Consider the following 13875-nt stretch of genomic DNA (forward strand, 5'->3'; position numbering starts at 1 on the left):
CACCCCTCAGTTCGTCCCGCACGCGGCTGGCCCCTGGGCGTTAGAATCCTGCTAACCCCGCCTACTGACCAACTGGTCGGTACCGGTTCAACAATGACAACAAACGGACTTTTCCATGTGGGCAAATCGGTATCTGGTTTTCTGGGCGGTGCTCGTACTGACCGTCGTCCTGCTGGCACTGGCGGCCACCCATGCCCTGAACTGGGCCTGGGTCCTGATTCCGCTGGCCTTGAGCGTGCTGGGCATCCATGACCTGGTACAACGGCGCCACGCCGTGCTGCGCAACTATCCCCTGATCGGCCATTTCCGCTTCATGTTCGAATCGATCCGTCCGGAGCTGCGCCAGTATTTCTTCGAAGATGAAATGGACGGCCGCCCGTTCTCGCGCAAGAAGCGCAGTATCGTCTACCAGCGTGCCAAGGCCGAGGTCGACAGCCGCCCCTTCGGTACCGAACTGGACATGCAACAGGCCGGCCATGAATGGATCGGCCATTCGCTGTCCCCGACCAAGATCGCCAGCCACGACTTCCGCGTAACGGTCGGCGCTGATCGTGCCCAGCCGTATTCGATGTCGGTCTTCAATGTCTCGGCGATGAGTTTCGGCTCGCTCTCGGCCAATGCCATCCGGGCACTGAACCAGGGTGCCAAGAAAGGTAATTTCGCCCATGACACCGGCGAAGGCTCGGTCTCCGAATACCACCGTGAATTCGGCGGCGACCTGGTCTGGCAGATCGCCTCCGGCTATTTCGGCTGCCGCAATGCCGATGGCAGCTTCAATGAAGAAAAATTCACGGCCCAGGCGCAGTCACCGCAGATCAAGATGATCGAGGTGAAGCTGTCGCAAGGCGCCAAACCCGGCCACGGCGGCGTGTTGCCGGCGGCCAAGATCACCCCGGAAATCGCCGCCACCCGTGGCATTCCCATGGGCGTGGACTGCATTTCCCCGGCGGTGCACTCTTCCTTCTCCAACCCCATCGGGTTGCTGGAATTCATCGAGAAGCTGCGCGGCCTGTCCGGCGGCAAGCCGGTCGGCATCAAGTTGTGCGTGGGCCATCCCTGGGAATTCTTCGGCATCGCCAAGGCCATGCTCAAGACCGGCATCGTGCCTGACTTCATTACCGTGGACGGCTCCGAAGGCGGCACCGGCGCCGCGCCCCTGGAATTCGTGGACCACGTCGGCATGCCGCTGCAGGAAGGGCTGGTCATGGTGCACAACACCCTGGTGGGCATCGGCTTGCGCGACAAGGTGAAGATCGGCGCCAGTGGCAAGATCGTCACCGCCTTCGACGTGGCGCGCACGCTGGCGCTGGGAGCAGACTGGTGCAATTCGGCGCGTGGCTTCATGTTCGCCCTGGGTTGCATCCAGTCGCAGAGCTGCCATACCGACCGCTGCCCCACCGGCGTGGCGACCCAGAACGCAAATCGCGCCCGCGCGCTGGTCGTGCCGGACAAGGCCGAGCGTGTGCATCGCTTCCACCAGAGCACCCTGCATGCGCTGCAGGAACTGGTGCAGGCCGCCGGGCTGCCCCACACCTCGGCCCTGCGTCCGCACCACATCGTGCGGCGCATCAACGATCACGAGATCCAGCTGATGTCCAACGTGCTCAAGTACCTGCAGCCCAACGACCTGGTCGATGGCAATTACCGCTACCGGGTCTATGAGAAGTTCTGGCCCATTGCCCGCGCCGAAAGTTTCCACCCGGAATTCTGAAGCGCCCGGGCGGCTGCTCGACCGCCTGGCGACGGACAACAAAAAACCCGCAGCTCGGAGAGTTGCGGGTTTTTTCATGCTGCCAGCCATTGCTGGCATGGCAGAAATTACTTGCGCTTCATGAAGAAGATGAACTCATGTTCATCATTCTGCGATTGCTCCAGCAGATCGTTGCCGGTCTGCTTGGCAAAAGCCTGGAAATCGCGCACCGAACCGGTATCGGTGGCGGTCACCCTGAGCACCTGTCCACTGGCCATATCGGCCAGGGCTTTCTTGGTCTTGAGGATGGGCAGCGGGCAGTTAAGACCGCGCGCATCAAGTTCCCGGTGAAATTGAATGGTCATTACTTCGACTCAAAATGGATCACAACGAAAACGATTCTACTGCAAAATGCGCCGACTTGATGCATTGCACAAGTTCTGTTGTTTTCGCCGCACTAAGCTTGTGCAGAAGCAAGCTTTTTGCTGCAACGGGCATCGGCACCATTTTGTTGTCGCCTTGATTACTTCAGCACCACCGGCGCCTCGATGGGCGTAGTGGAACCGGCAAATTCCACATACTGCACATCCAGATCGCGCTGACGCATCCAGTCGGCCACGGCATGACCTGTACCGGCCGGCCAGGGTCGCAGGTCGGCCGGATCCGACAGGCGATACTCCAGCAGCTCCGGCGAGAGCTTGATGACTCCGCTCGCCTTGACGTAGTAGGCGATGATCAGCTCGTTCTTGCGCATGAATTCATAGACGCCGATCAGCTCGATGTACTGGGCGTCCAGATCGGTCTCTTCCTTCAGTTCGCGGGCAATGCCCTGCTCGGGCGTCTCGTCGCGTTCCATGAAACCGGTGATGAGGGCAAAGCGCCCCTCAGCCCAGGCGGCATTGCGTGCCGTCAACATCTTGCCGTCGATTTCGACCAGCGCGGCCAGCACCGGCAGCGGGTTGTCCCAATGCGTCCAATGGCCTTCAGGACAGGCCAGGCGGACCTTGCCCGCTTCGCCTTCATCGGCGCGCAGCACCAGCGATGCTGCGCAGACCGGGCAGAACTTGAAATCGCTCATGAGTGCTCCGCGCCGGTGTCGGCTTACAGTTTGGACTGGACCCAGCCCGCCACGCCCTGCAGGGCGCCCGGGAGGGCCGCCGGCTCGGTACCACCGGCCTGGGCCATGTCGGGACGCCCCCCCCCCTTGCCGCCCACCTGCTGGGCGACGAAGTTGACCAGTTCGCCGGCCTTGACCTTGGCGGTGGCATCGGCCGTCACGCCTGCGATCAGGCTGACCTTGCCATCCTTGACGCTGCCCAGCACGATGGCGGCGGTCTTGAGCTTGTCCTTCAACTTGTCCATGGTCTCGCGCAGGGTCGCCACGTCGGCGCCTTCCAGCGTTGCCGCCAACACCTTGATGCCGTTGATGTCGACGGCCTGGCTCACCAGTTCGTCGCCCTGGCTGGAGGCCAGCTTGGACTTCAGCGATGCCAGCTCCTTTTCCAGCGCCTTGACCTGGTCCTGCACCTGGCCGATGCGCGGCAACAGTTCTTCCGGCTGGGTCTTCAGGGCGGCAGCGGCCTCGGCCACCCGGGCCGACAGCGACTGCACCAGCGCCAGCGCGCCTTCGCCGGTGACCGCTTCAACCCGGCGGATGCCGGCCGCGACGCCACCTTCGGAGACGATCTTGAACAGGCCGATATCACCGGTACGGGTCACGTGGGTACCGCCGCACAGTTCGGTGGAAGTACCGATGGAGAGCACGCGCACCTGGTCGCCATACTTTTCGCCGAACAGCGCCATGGCGCCGGCGGCAATCGCGTCGTCGTAAGCCATCAGCTGGGCGCCGGTGGCGACGTTGGCCAGCACTTCGCGGTTGACGATGTCTTCCACGCGACGGATTTCGTCGGCGGTCATCGGCGCGTTGTGGCTGAAGTCGAACCGGGTCTTGTCGGCATCCACCAGCGAACCCTTCTGCGACACATGCGAACCCAGCACTTCACGCAGGGCCTTGTGCATCAGGTGGGTGGCCGAGTGGTTGCGCATGGTGCGCGCGCGCTGGTCGGCATCGACCTTGGCCTCGACGGCGTCGCCGATGGCCAGGCTACCCTTGATCAGTTGACCATGGTGACCGAACACATCGGCCTGGATCTTGTGCGTATCGGCCACGGCGAACAGGGCATTGGCCGCTTCCAGCGCACCGGCATCTCCCGACTGGCCGCCGGATTCGGCGTAGAACGGGGTGGTATCGAGCACCACGATGGCGTCCTGGCCGGCCTCGATCTTCTGCACCGGGCTGCCGGCCACGTACAGCGCCACCACCTTGGCCTGCTGGGCCAGGGATTCGTAGCCGACGAAGCGGGTCTTGTCACCGGTGTACTCGATGGCAGCAGCCATCTTGAACTTGCCGGCGGCGCGGGCGGCGCTCTTCTGGCGTTCCATGGCGGCGTTGAAGCCGGCCTCATCCAGTTCGACATTGCGCTCGCGGCAGATGTCGGCGGTCAGGTCCAGCGGGAAACCGTAGGTGTCGTACAGGGTGAAGGCAGTCTCGCCGTCCAGCTTGCCGGTATTGGCAGCCAGTGCGGCTTCCAGGATCTTCATGCCGTGTTCCAGGGTTTCGCCGAAACGTTCTTCTTCCTGCTTCAGGACCATCTCGACACGCTCGGCGGCTTCTGGCAGTTCCGGATAGGCGGCGCCCATCTGCAGCACCAGGTCCTTGACCAGCTTGTGGAAGAAGGGCTTGGTCTGGCCCAGCTTGTGGCCATGACGCAGGGCGCGGCGGATGATACGGCGCAGCACGTAGCCGCGACCTTCATTGCCGGGGATGACGCCGTCGACGATCAGGAAGGAAGTCGCGCGAATGTGGTCGGCGATCACGCGCAGCGAGGCGTTGGACAGGTCGCTGATGCCCGTTTCGCGGGCAGCCGCCTTGATCAGTGCCTGGAACAGGTCGATCTCGTAGTTGCTGTGCACATGCTGCAGGATGGCCGCCAGGCGCTCCAGGCCCATGCCGGTATCGACGCAGGGCGCCGGCAGCGGGGTCAGGGTGTATTCGCCGGTGGCCGGGTCCAACTGGCGGTCGAACTGCATGAACACGTTGTTCCAGATTTCGATGTAGCGGTCGCCGTCGGCGTCCGGGCTACCCGGGGGCCCGCCCCAGACGTCCGGGCCGTGATCGTAGAAGATTTCCGAGCAAGGGCCGCAGGGGCCGGTCTCGGCCATCTGCCAGAAGTTGTCGGAGGCATAGGGCGCACCCTTGTTGTCGCCGATGCGCACGACGCGCTCCGGCGGCAGGCCGATTTCCTTGGTCCAGATGTCGTAGGCCTCGTCATCGGTCTGGTAGACCGTGGCCCAGAGCTTGTCGGCCGGCAGGCCATAGACCTGGGTCAGCAGTTCCCAGGCCCACTTCAGCGATTCGCGCTTGAAGTAGTCGCCGAAGGACCAGTTGCCCAGCATTTCGAAGAAGGTATGGTGGCGCGCGGTGTAGCCGACGTTTTCCAGGTCGTTGTGCTTGCCGCCGGCGCGCAGGCAGCGCTGCACGGAGGTGGCGCGCACGTAGTTGCGTTTGTCGGTGCCCAGGAACACGTCCTTGAACTGAACCATGCCCGAATTGGTGAACAGCAGGGTCGGGTCATTGCCCGGCACCAGGCTGGAGGAACGGACGATGGTGTGTTCTTTGGATTCAAAGAATTTCAGAAACTTGTCGCGAATTTCGGCTGAGTTCATGTTCGAAGACGGATAAATGGACCTGATGCCGCCGGAAAGAGGCAGATTCGGCCCGGATGATAGTCGGTGCAAAAAACGATTGCGAACCGATGATTATACGTGATCCGGCGCCGATGGGCGGGCTTCAAGGGTCCCCTCGGGCAGCCCCTCGTGCAAGCTCATGCAGGCGCCACCAGCTCGCCGTGACGCCCCGCAACGACGGACGAAAAAAAACCCGCCGGGATGACCCCGGACGGGTTACAGGTTCGGCTGACCCGGTACTGCGCGCTACCCTGCGCTCCCCGGTCCTTAACAATGTCAGCCTGACCTTCCGGTAAAGCAGGTCACCGGCCAGGTCTTCCGGCCGGCGGCAACCGCAATCAGGCGCCCTTGTTGATGGGCACTGCCGGCGCGGCCTTCTTGGCGTGCTTCTTGTGCTTCTTCTGCTTTTTCTTGGCGTGCTTCTTGTGCTTCTTGTGAGCAGGCTTGGCGGCCGGCGCTTCGGCTGCGGGAGCCGCTGCCGGTGCGGGCTGGGCCATGACCGGCATGGCGAAGGCGGCGACGAGTACGGCGGCCAGCAGTTTGTTGATCTTCATCGTTTTCCTCTATCTCTCAGTGTTGTGTGCTCCACAAGTCCACCGGCGTGCTCACGGGCGCCGGCCTTGTGTTTCCTTAACGCAGGGCTTTTGCGGGACGTTGACAGCATCCTGACAACTTTGGCTGACACCGTCGACCGCAGGGAAATCATAGCGGGCGAGCCATGATTCAGTCCGCCGGTAAGAGCGCGATTTGCCGTTCATTTCCACGCTGCGCGATGCCCGCTAGCAAGAGCCTCCCCCGTTCACGCTGCCCAGGCATCGGCGGCGATCAGGTCGATGCGGTCGGTGCAGAAGGCATCCACGCCCCAGGCGCGGATTTCGGCGGCACGTGCCGTATCGTTGACGGTGTAGCAGAACAGGCCCACGCCAGCATCCTTGACGCTGGCCGCCAGGGCCGGGGTCAGGTGCTTGTGGTTGGTATGCAGGGCGACCGCCTGCAACTGCGCCAGGCGCTGCTGCCAGTCTTGCGGGATCACATCCACCAGGAAGCCGCGCGGCAACTGCGGCGCGGTCTCCTGCGCAGCCAGCAGGGCCTCGAACGAGAACGAGGACAGCACCGGCAAGGCGGCACCGCTGACTCCGGCAAAGCGCCGCGCCACCGCCTGCGCGGTCAGCTCGGCGGTGCGCCGCGCATGTTCCGGCGCGGCCGGCTTGATCTCGACGTTCATCCAGATGCCCTGTTCCAGGCAAAAATCCAGGCACTGCTCCAGGGTGCAAATGCGCTCGCCGGCAAAGGCGGGGTCACGCCAGGCACCGGCTTCCAGCTCGCGCAACTCGGCCCAGTCGGTCTCGGCGATGCGCCCGCTGCCGGGCAGGGTGCGCCCGCGCTGGGGATCGTGCATCAGGATCGGGACCTCATCGCGGGTGAGCATGACATCGAACTCCACTGCACGATAACCGTGCTGCAGACCGGCGCGAAAACCGGCCAGCGTGTTTTCCGGCGCCAGCGTGCCGCCGCCGCGATGAGCAAGAATCCTGGGATAGGGCCACATGAAGTTCTCCGAAGGGTGGGCCGCATAAGGTAGTGCAGATCACGCCGCGCTTCAAGCATCCGGCACCCGCGCTGCTACCGTTGGTCGCACGGCGCTGGCCCTACACCCTGCCGACGCGCATGCTGCGGGCCTGATCCATCCAACCAGCCCGACAAGGAGAGTGCCATGCGCGATACCGAGCTTCACAACGACACCACCCACCCCGACTACCTGTGCGCCGAGCGGCGCGTAGCGCGCCAGCTGGGCTTTTTCAGGCATCTGGCGATCTACCTGGTGGTCAATGCCGGGCTGATGCTGGTCAGCCTGCTCACCCCGCATCCTCACTGGTGGAGCATCGGGCCTCTCCTTGGCTGGGGAATCGGGGTACTATTCCACGCCTTGAGCGTATTCGGGCGCTTTCCCGCCGACTGGAAAAAGGCGATGATCGCGCGCGAACTGCGTCGCCGCTGAGCGGGCAGCGCGCCCCTCGGCCGCTTGTTTGCACTCTCCCAGGACCGCATGACCCCACACGATACTTCCGTCCCGCCCCGCCTGCTCCTGCTGCTGCGCGAACTGGCGCTGGCCCTGCTGCCCACGCTGGTGATCAACCTGCTGTGCGCGCTGGCCGTCACCTACCTGCTGCGCATTGGCGGCAGCTTCTATGAAAACCTGCAGGTATCGATGTGCATCGGCCTGCTCGCCATGCTGTTCATCAACGGCAGCCGCCTGCTGCTGTGGGGTAACGACGCACCCAACAAGCTGGGCATGCTGCTGGTGATCGTGGTGATGGCACCGCTGGCGGTACTGCTGGGCCGGGTGCTGGCCAGCCTCTTGATGGGCCAGCCCATCCTGAGCCTGGTGCCGGAGCACAGCGACAGCATCATCGCGGTCATCGTGCTGACCTTCCTGGTCTGTTTCGGCGCCACCCTGTTCTTCTGGAACCGCCAGAAGATGGCCGCCCTGGAAGCCCACGCCACCCAGGTCGAGAAGCAGGCCGTGCAGGCCCAGCTGCAGATGCTGCAAGCCCAGATCGAGCCGCACATGCTGTTCAATACCCTGGCCACGCTGCAGTCGCTGATCAGCACCGATCCGCTGCAGGCCGAGCTGATGCTCAACCAGCTGGTGCAATACCTGCGCACCACCCTGTCGGCCTCGCGCGCCGACAGCACCTCGCTGCAAAAGGAATTCGACCTGATCAAGGCCTATCTGGGATTGATGTCGCTGCGCATGGGCATGCGCCTGTCCTATACCCTGCAATTGCCGGAACACCTGGGCCGCCTCAGGCTGGCACCGATGCTGCTCCAGCCCCTGGTCGAAAACGCCATCAAGCACGGCCTCGAACCCAAGGTCGACGGCGGTAACTGCACCGTGCGCGCCGCCGTGCATAACGACATGCTGGTCCTGAGCGTGCTCGATACCGGTGCCGGCCTGCCCACCAGCATCAGCCTGAACCAACCGCCACCGCAGAAGGAGCCGGTGATCGGCATGCATTTCGGCCTGGACAATATCCGCGAACGTCTGGTCACGCTCTATGGCCCGCTGGCCGAACTGATCATCACCCACAACGTCCCGGCCGGCGCCATGGCGCAGATCACCATCCCGCTGAAGGCACTCAGGAGCGCCCACCGCACCACGCGCCACAACCGCGCCCTTGATGCCTGAAAAAACCTTGTCTGAAGAATCCTTCACTCTGGAGCCATCATGGCCGCCCCTACAGCGCTGATCGCCGAAGACGAACCCCTGCTGGCCCAGGCGCTCCGGCAGGCACTGGCCCAGGCCTGGCCGGCACTGCCACCCCCGCAACTGGCGGCCAATGGCATCAAGGCGCTGGAGCTGACGCTGGCGACCCTGCCCGATGTGCTGTTTCTGGATATCCGGATGCCCGGACTGAACGGGCTGGAAGTGGCGGCGCAACTGGGGGAGGAATGGCCGGCGCAGCGGCCCTTCCCGCTGCTGGTGTTCGTGACGGCCTATGACGACTATGCGGTGCAGGCCTTTGAACGCGCCGCCGTCGATTACCTGCTCAAGCCGGTCACCCGCGAACGCCTGGCGGTGACGGTCAGCCGCCTGCAAACCCTGCTGGCCCAGCGCGCCGCCAGCAGCCAGGAGGCCCACCTGGAGCACGCCCTGGCACAGTTGCGCGCGCTGGCCCTGCCCGCTCCCGGCGACAAACCACCCCGGCTGGACTTCATCCGCGCCGCCGTGGGCAGCCGGGTGAGGATGATCCCGGTACAGGACGTGTTGTACTTCGAAGCCACCGACAAATACGTCAACGTGGTCACCGCCGAGGGCGAGGCCCTGATCCGTACCAGCCTGCGGGAACTGATCCCGCAACTGGACCCGCAGCAGTTCTGGCAGGTCCATCGCGGCATCGTGGTCCAGGCCCGTCAGATACAGGCCGCGCAGCGTGACGAAGCGGGCAAGCTGTGGCTCACCCTGCATGGCCGACCTGACGGCCAGCGGCTGCCGGTGAGCCGCCTCTTCGCCCATCTGTTCAGGCAGATGTAATCCCGGCCAGTACCGGGAATATCAACGACCGATCAGCGGCCGATCAGCGCCCGTAGTAATAACCCGGGCCGTAATAAGGACGGTAATAGTGCGGTTGCGGCGGTCCGGCCGGCACCACCACGCAGGCCGAGAGGGTTGCTGCCGCCACGCTGGCGGCGACGACCAGTTTGATCAGTCGATTCATGATTGCGCTCCTTTTTCTTGTCCACCCCTGCCTGCAAGGGGCCGGGAATGTTTACCTGACCCGGCACGCTGCCAAGTCATGGGCGCAGATTGCCAGCCGCCCCTCCTGACAGGTAATTCCCACCCGTATCTTGTGTAACAAGAAAAGTGTCTCCCAAGACAATCAGCCTGATCACCAAGCTGGACCATGCGTTGTCTCCCGGCAAAAAATCTGGCCCTGGCAGCCGCAAAGCCCGTTGAAATCGGGCACGTGCGGTAAAATGCTTGCCATCTGAATAAACAGGCATTCCTCCGATTCATCTCATGAGCAACGAACTGAAAAACGGTCACACCCCTGCCCCCTCCACCAATTTCCTGCGCGGCATCATCGAATCCGATCTGGTTTCCGGCACCTACTCCGAGCGCAGCAACGGTCAGGGCGAGGCCCTGCCGCAGGTGGTGACCCGTTTTCCGCCCGAGCCCAACGGCTACCTGCACATCGGCCACGCCAAGTCGATCTGCCTGAACTTCGGCCTGGCCGCCGACTACGCCGGCCGCTGCCACATGCGTTTCGACGACACCAACCCGGAAAAGGAAGAGCAGGAGTACGTCGACACCATTCTCGACTCGGTCAAGTGGCTGGGCTTTTCCTGGGAGCATGAGGGCAAGTCGCACCTGTACTACGCCAGCAACTACTTCGACGTCATGTACGCCTGCGCCCAGGCGCTGATCCGCAAGGGCCTGGCCTATGTGGACGAGCAGAACGCCGAGCAGATGCGCGAGAACCGCGGCACCCTCACCGAACCCGGCAAGAACTCGCCCTGGCGTGACCGCCCGGCCGAGGAGTCGCTGCGCCTGTTCGATGAAATGCGCGACGGCAAGCATCCCGACGGCTCCCTGATCCTGCGCGCCAAGATCGACATGGCCAGCCCCAACATGAACCTGCGCGATCCGGCCATCTACCGCATCCGCCATGCCACCCACCACAACACCGGCGACAAGTGGCGCGTCTACCCGATGTACACCTTCGCGCATCCGATCGAGGACGCCCTGGAAAACATCTCCCACTCCATCTGCACCCTGGAGTTCGAAGACCAGCGCCCCTTCTACGACTGGCTGCTGGAGCAACTGGCCGAGGAAGGTTTCTTCAAGAAGCCGCTGCCGCACCAGTACGAATTCGCCCGCCTGAACCTGACCTACATCATCACCAGCAAGCGCAAGCTGCGCCAGCTGGTGGATGAAAAGATCGTTTCCGGCTGGGACGACCCGCGCATGCCCACCATCGTCGGCCTGCGCCGTCGCGGCTATACCCCGGAAGCGATCCGTCTGATGTGCGACCGCACCGGCGCCTCCAAGAACAACAGCTGGATCGACTTCAGCGTGCTCGAAGGCGCACTGCGCGAAGACCTCGACCCCAAGGCCCCGCGCGCGGTGGCCGTGCTGCGTCCGTTGAAGCTGATCATCGACAACTTCCCCGAAGGCGTGTCCATCGATTGCAGCGCCCCGGTCTATCCGCCGGCGCATCCGGAACACGACACCGCCCACCGTCACTTCCCCATTACCCGGGAACTGTGGATCGAACGCGAAGACTTCATGGAAGTGCCGACCAAGGGCTACTTCCGCCTCTTCCCCGGCAACAAGGTGCGCCTGCGCTACGGTTACGTGGTCGAATGCACCGGCTGCGACAAGGACGAGCACGGCAACGTCATCGCCGTCCACTGCAACTACTTCGAAGACAGCAAGAGCGGCACCGAAGGCAGCTCCAACTACAAGGTCAAGGGCAACCTGCACTGGGTCAGCGCGGACCACGCCCTGGCCACCGAAGTGCGCCTGTACGACCGCCTCTTCTCGGACCCGCATCCGGATGCCGGCGGCAAGGACTTCCTGGCAGCCTTGAATCCGAACTCCAAGGAAGTCATCACCGCCTACCTGGAGCCGACCCTGAAGAACGCCAAGCCGGGCGAGATCTACCAGTTCGAACGCCACGGCTACTTCGTGGCCGACCGCGTCGACTCGACCGAAGGCCAGCCGATCTTCAACCGCGCGGTCACGCTCAAGGACAGCTGGGGCAAGTAATCCCGGTATTCCGGGAAACCGGCCGCAAGGCCACGCGGGCGGCGCCATGCGCTACGCCGTCCGTGCACGGGAAGGCGCAGCGGCGTGGACAACTCCACGCGGACGAGCAAGGGGAAGGCTCATGTTCGAGCAGATCAAGATCCAGCGCATGTCGATGGCGTCCATCTACAAGCTGCTGGCCATCGGCACCACGTTTTCGCTGGTACCGTTTTCGACACTGATGGGGGTCTTGTCGTTATTCGGCGCGCAGACCATCACCTGGGACGGCAAGCACCTGATCGGTTATGACGGCCTGATCGCCTCACCCTTCATCGGGCTGTTCCTCTCGGGCTTCATCACCCTGTTCCTGGGCACGCTCTGCACCATCGGCCTGTGGCTGTATTCGCTGTGGCGCCCGCTGTCGTTGCGGGTGGAAGCAGTGGACAACCTGGACATCGACAAGCTGATCCGCGAGAGCGAGGAAGCCATGGCAACACGCGACTGAAACGCTGCAGGTGCCTGCCGCACCTGAAGCGCCCAAAGCGCCTCAAGCGCACAAGGCACCTCGAGCAGCTCAAGCGCCATCTGGAAGATCTTCCTCAGAAGATCTTCATCCACCGCAGGAAGGCCACGGTCGCCACCCCCAGGCCACCCATAAGCCCCATCACGATCCAGAACGAAGTCTCGTCATGCAGACCCGGCAGACCTGCCACGTTCATCCCGAAAATCCCTGACACCAGCGTGGCCGGCATCAACAATGCGGTCAGGATCGAGAGCGCCATCAGGTTGCGGTTCATCTGCTCCGACATCTGCGACGCGATCTCTTCCTGCAGCAGCTTGGCACGTTCATAGACCGCTTCCACGGTGGAATGCAGTTCATTGAGTTCGTCCAGTGCATGGGTCAGGTCTTCCAGCGCCTCGCGCGGCACCCAGGACGGGCGCAAGCGCTGGAACTGCGCCAGGATGCGGCGTTCCGGCGCGATGAAGCGCCGCAGCTCAGCCAACTGGCGGCGAATCCCGGAGAGCTCGGCCCGGTCTTCAGCCCGGCGATCCGAGAGCACCGAAAACTCGATGTCGTCCACCTTGTCGTTGAGCTTGTCCAGGCGCGCATTGAATCCGTCGGCCAGGCAGCGCAGCAGCTCGGCGAAGAGGTCCATGGGATTGTCGAAATCGCCGCCGTCCAACACCTTCTGGCGCAGCATGTTGGTGGAAATCAGCGGCTGGGTGCGCAGCGTCAGGAGGCGCGTGCGGTCCAGGTAGAAATGCAGCGCCCCCTTCTCGGTGCCGGTGTCGCCGATCTCCATCTTCATGTCGGTCAAGGTGCCGTAGACGCCGTCGGGCGTGGCATGCAGGCCCGGATGGGTGTCGCTGCTGAGCAGGAATTCGGTGATGTATTCGGGGATGCCGCTGTGGTGGGCCAGCCATTGCTGGATCTTCACGTCGGCCGTCTTCACGTGCAGCCAGCTAAAGGCCGGCGCGACCGGATGATCATCGATCACCTCGTTCCAGTTCATCTGGCGCGCACGGCCCTCCTCGAAACGGAAGGAGCAGATGAATCCGGCCGGCTCGTAGAGCAGGTGCAAGGCTTGCGGCGTATCCGGCGGATTGTGCATGAGCGGCCAGTCAGGGAAGAGGGCAATCGAAAACCCCGCATTCTAACGACCGTCTTTGACAGATTTGTGACAGCGCCGTGACGATGCCAGGCCGCGTCCGGGCCGCGTCCGGGCCGCCTCAGCCGATCAATAGTTGAAGTTGCGATTGGCCCAGGCTTCGCGGGCGGCTTCGCAGACCTTGATCTGGGACTGGTTCATGCCCGATGTGCCGTTGAGCTGGCATTGGTCGGACACCGACTTGGCCTCGTCCATATGCTGGCGGAAATAGGCGTAGTCCTTCTTGCCGGCCAGGGCGTCACAGGCCGACAGCAAAGGAAGGGCGATGCACAGCAAGGCTGGCAGGCGGATGGCGGAGTTCATGCGGTGATTCCCCTGATAAGCGAGCCCGGCAAGAGGACCTGGCCCGACGATGTGCAGCAGGCTGTCCCGGCCTCCTGCCCGGCCCCCCGGGGCCATGGCGGCGACGCTGCGCTGCAACGCGCCAAAGTATAGACAGCAAACGGAGATTGCTCAACGGAAATTTTCACTAAATCTCCGCCATATCCGAACATTCAGCACGAACAGAACATCAA

Annotated in this window: 14 protein-coding genes; 6 read left to right on the top strand and 8 right to left on the bottom strand. The window is 63.4% G+C overall.

All coding sequences use genetic code 11. From position 1 onward, the window contains the following. The first annotated feature begins 115 nt into the window (after positions 1-115). Positions 116-1711, top strand: a complete 1596-nt coding sequence (locus tag HWE04_RS08445; RefSeq protein WP_241812110.1) for an FMN-binding glutamate synthase family protein — start codon at positions 116-118, stop codon at positions 1709-1711. 107 nt (positions 1712-1818) lie between these two features. Here HWE04_RS08445 and HWE04_RS08450 read toward each other — a convergent pair whose 3' ends face one another. The 5 genes from HWE04_RS08450 to ugpQ all read right to left on the bottom strand — a co-directional run bounded on the left by HWE04_RS08450 (position 1819) and on the right by ugpQ (position 6986). Continuing rightward, positions 1819-2055 carry a sulfurtransferase TusA family protein gene (locus tag HWE04_RS08450; protein WP_006464319.1) on the bottom strand — a complete coding sequence of 79 codons (237 nt, stop codon included), beginning with the start codon at positions 2053-2055 and terminating at the stop codon, positions 1819-1821. Positions 2056-2213: 158 nt separating this feature from the next. Continuing rightward, a complete protein-coding gene (locus HWE04_RS08455) occupies positions 2214-2768 on the bottom strand; it encodes an NUDIX domain-containing protein (protein ID WP_241812111.1) in 555 nt (184 codons plus the stop codon). Positions 2769-2791: 23 nt separating this feature from the next. Beyond that, on the bottom strand, positions 2792-5416 hold the full coding sequence (gene alaS, locus HWE04_RS08460; RefSeq protein ID WP_241812112.1) for an alanine--tRNA ligase: 2625 nt from the start codon (positions 5414-5416) through the stop codon (positions 2792-2794). A gap of 359 nt (positions 5417-5775) precedes the next feature. After that, positions 5776-5991, bottom strand: a complete 216-nt coding sequence (locus tag HWE04_RS08465) for a hypothetical protein (protein WP_006464316.1) — start codon at positions 5989-5991, stop codon at positions 5776-5778. 245 nt (positions 5992-6236) lie between these two features. After that, positions 6237-6986: a glycerophosphodiester phosphodiesterase gene (gene ugpQ, locus HWE04_RS08470; RefSeq protein WP_077235575.1), complete on the bottom strand. Its 750-nt coding sequence runs from the start codon at positions 6984-6986 to the stop codon at positions 6237-6239. A 165-nt stretch (positions 6987-7151) separates the two neighbouring features. Between ugpQ and HWE04_RS08475 the strand changes: the two genes are divergently transcribed. Genes HWE04_RS08475 through HWE04_RS08485 form a run of 3 tightly spaced genes read left to right on the top strand, consistent with a single transcriptional unit; the run spans position 7152 to position 9473 of the window. Then, complete coding sequence (locus HWE04_RS08475; protein WP_006464314.1) at positions 7152-7436, top strand: 2TM domain-containing protein; 285 nt, start codon at positions 7152-7154, stop codon at positions 7434-7436. Between the two features lie 48 nt (positions 7437-7484). After that, positions 7485-8627 (top strand): sensor histidine kinase, encoded by a 1143-nt coding sequence (locus HWE04_RS08480; protein WP_241812113.1) that lies wholly within the window; start codon positions 7485-7487, stop codon positions 8625-8627. A gap of 39 nt (positions 8628-8666) precedes the next feature. Beyond that, positions 8667-9473, top strand: coding sequence for a LytR/AlgR family response regulator transcription factor (locus HWE04_RS08485; RefSeq protein ID WP_241812114.1), 807 nt, complete (start codon positions 8667-8669; stop codon positions 9471-9473). 43 nt (positions 9474-9516) lie between these two features. On the opposite strand, the gene HWE04_RS08490 is transcribed toward HWE04_RS08485, so the two are convergent. Further along, positions 9517-9657: a hypothetical protein gene (locus HWE04_RS08490; protein WP_166758282.1), complete on the bottom strand. Its 141-nt coding sequence runs from the start codon at positions 9655-9657 to the stop codon at positions 9517-9519. 302 nt (positions 9658-9959) lie between these two features. Here HWE04_RS08490 and HWE04_RS08495 point away from each other — a divergent pair, with 302 nt between their 5' ends. Next, the gene (locus tag HWE04_RS08495) at positions 9960-11711 is read left to right on the top strand and encodes a glutamine--tRNA ligase/YqeY domain fusion protein (RefSeq protein ID WP_241812115.1); all 1752 of its coding nucleotides are present in this window, start codon (positions 9960-9962) and stop codon (positions 11709-11711) included. A gap of 121 nt (positions 11712-11832) precedes the next feature. Beyond that, entirely contained in the window at positions 11833-12195 is a 363-nt protein-coding gene (locus HWE04_RS08500) for a hypothetical protein (protein WP_077235571.1), read from the top strand. Between the two features lie 94 nt (positions 12196-12289). Here the strand turns inward: HWE04_RS08500 and HWE04_RS08505 are convergent, their stop codons facing one another. Both HWE04_RS08505 and HWE04_RS08510 read right to left on the bottom strand, forming a co-directional pair. After that, on the bottom strand, positions 12290-13303 hold the full coding sequence (locus HWE04_RS08505) for a transporter (RefSeq protein WP_241812116.1): 1014 nt from the start codon (positions 13301-13303) through the stop codon (positions 12290-12292). Between the two features lie 126 nt (positions 13304-13429). Beyond that, entirely contained in the window at positions 13430-13663 is a 234-nt protein-coding gene (locus tag HWE04_RS08510) for a hypothetical protein (protein WP_006464308.1), read from the bottom strand. Between the last annotated feature and the right edge of the window lie 212 nt (positions 13664-13875).

The organism is Herbaspirillum sp. C7C2 (genome assembly GCF_022627865.1).
GTDB lineage: Bacteria > Pseudomonadota > Gammaproteobacteria > Burkholderiales > Burkholderiaceae_D > Herbaspirillum > Herbaspirillum frisingense.

Coding starts and splice junctions, on each gene's coding strand:
- HWE04_RS08445 (WP_241812110.1), top strand. CDS start 116: ATGTGGGCAAATCGGTATCTGGTTTTCTGGGCGGTGCTCGTACTGACC.
- HWE04_RS08450 (WP_006464319.1), bottom strand. CDS start 2,055: ATGACCATTCAATTTCACCGGGAACTTGATGCGCGCGGTCTTAACTGC.
- HWE04_RS08455 (WP_241812111.1), bottom strand. CDS start 2,768: ATGAGCGATTTCAAGTTCTGCCCGGTCTGCGCAGCATCGCTGGTGCTG.
- alaS (WP_241812112.1), bottom strand. CDS start 5,416: ATGAACTCAGCCGAAATTCGCGACAAGTTTCTGAAATTCTTTGAATCC.
- HWE04_RS08465 (WP_006464316.1), bottom strand. CDS start 5,991: ATGAAGATCAACAAACTGCTGGCCGCCGTACTCGTCGCCGCCTTCGCC.
- ugpQ (WP_077235575.1), bottom strand. CDS start 6,986: ATGTGGCCCTATCCCAGGATTCTTGCTCATCGCGGCGGCGGCACGCTG.
- HWE04_RS08475 (WP_006464314.1), top strand. CDS start 7,152: ATGCGCGATACCGAGCTTCACAACGACACCACCCACCCCGACTACCTG.
- HWE04_RS08480 (WP_241812113.1), top strand. CDS start 7,485: ATGACCCCACACGATACTTCCGTCCCGCCCCGCCTGCTCCTGCTGCTG.
- HWE04_RS08485 (WP_241812114.1), top strand. CDS start 8,667: ATGGCCGCCCCTACAGCGCTGATCGCCGAAGACGAACCCCTGCTGGCC.
- HWE04_RS08490 (WP_166758282.1), bottom strand. CDS start 9,657: ATGAATCGACTGATCAAACTGGTCGTCGCCGCCAGCGTGGCGGCAGCA.
- HWE04_RS08495 (WP_241812115.1), top strand. CDS start 9,960: ATGAGCAACGAACTGAAAAACGGTCACACCCCTGCCCCCTCCACCAAT.
- HWE04_RS08500 (WP_077235571.1), top strand. CDS start 11,833: ATGTTCGAGCAGATCAAGATCCAGCGCATGTCGATGGCGTCCATCTAC.
- HWE04_RS08505 (WP_241812116.1), bottom strand. CDS start 13,303: ATGCACAATCCGCCGGATACGCCGCAAGCCTTGCACCTGCTCTACGAG.
- HWE04_RS08510 (WP_006464308.1), bottom strand. CDS start 13,663: ATGAACTCCGCCATCCGCCTGCCAGCCTTGCTGTGCATCGCCCTTCCT.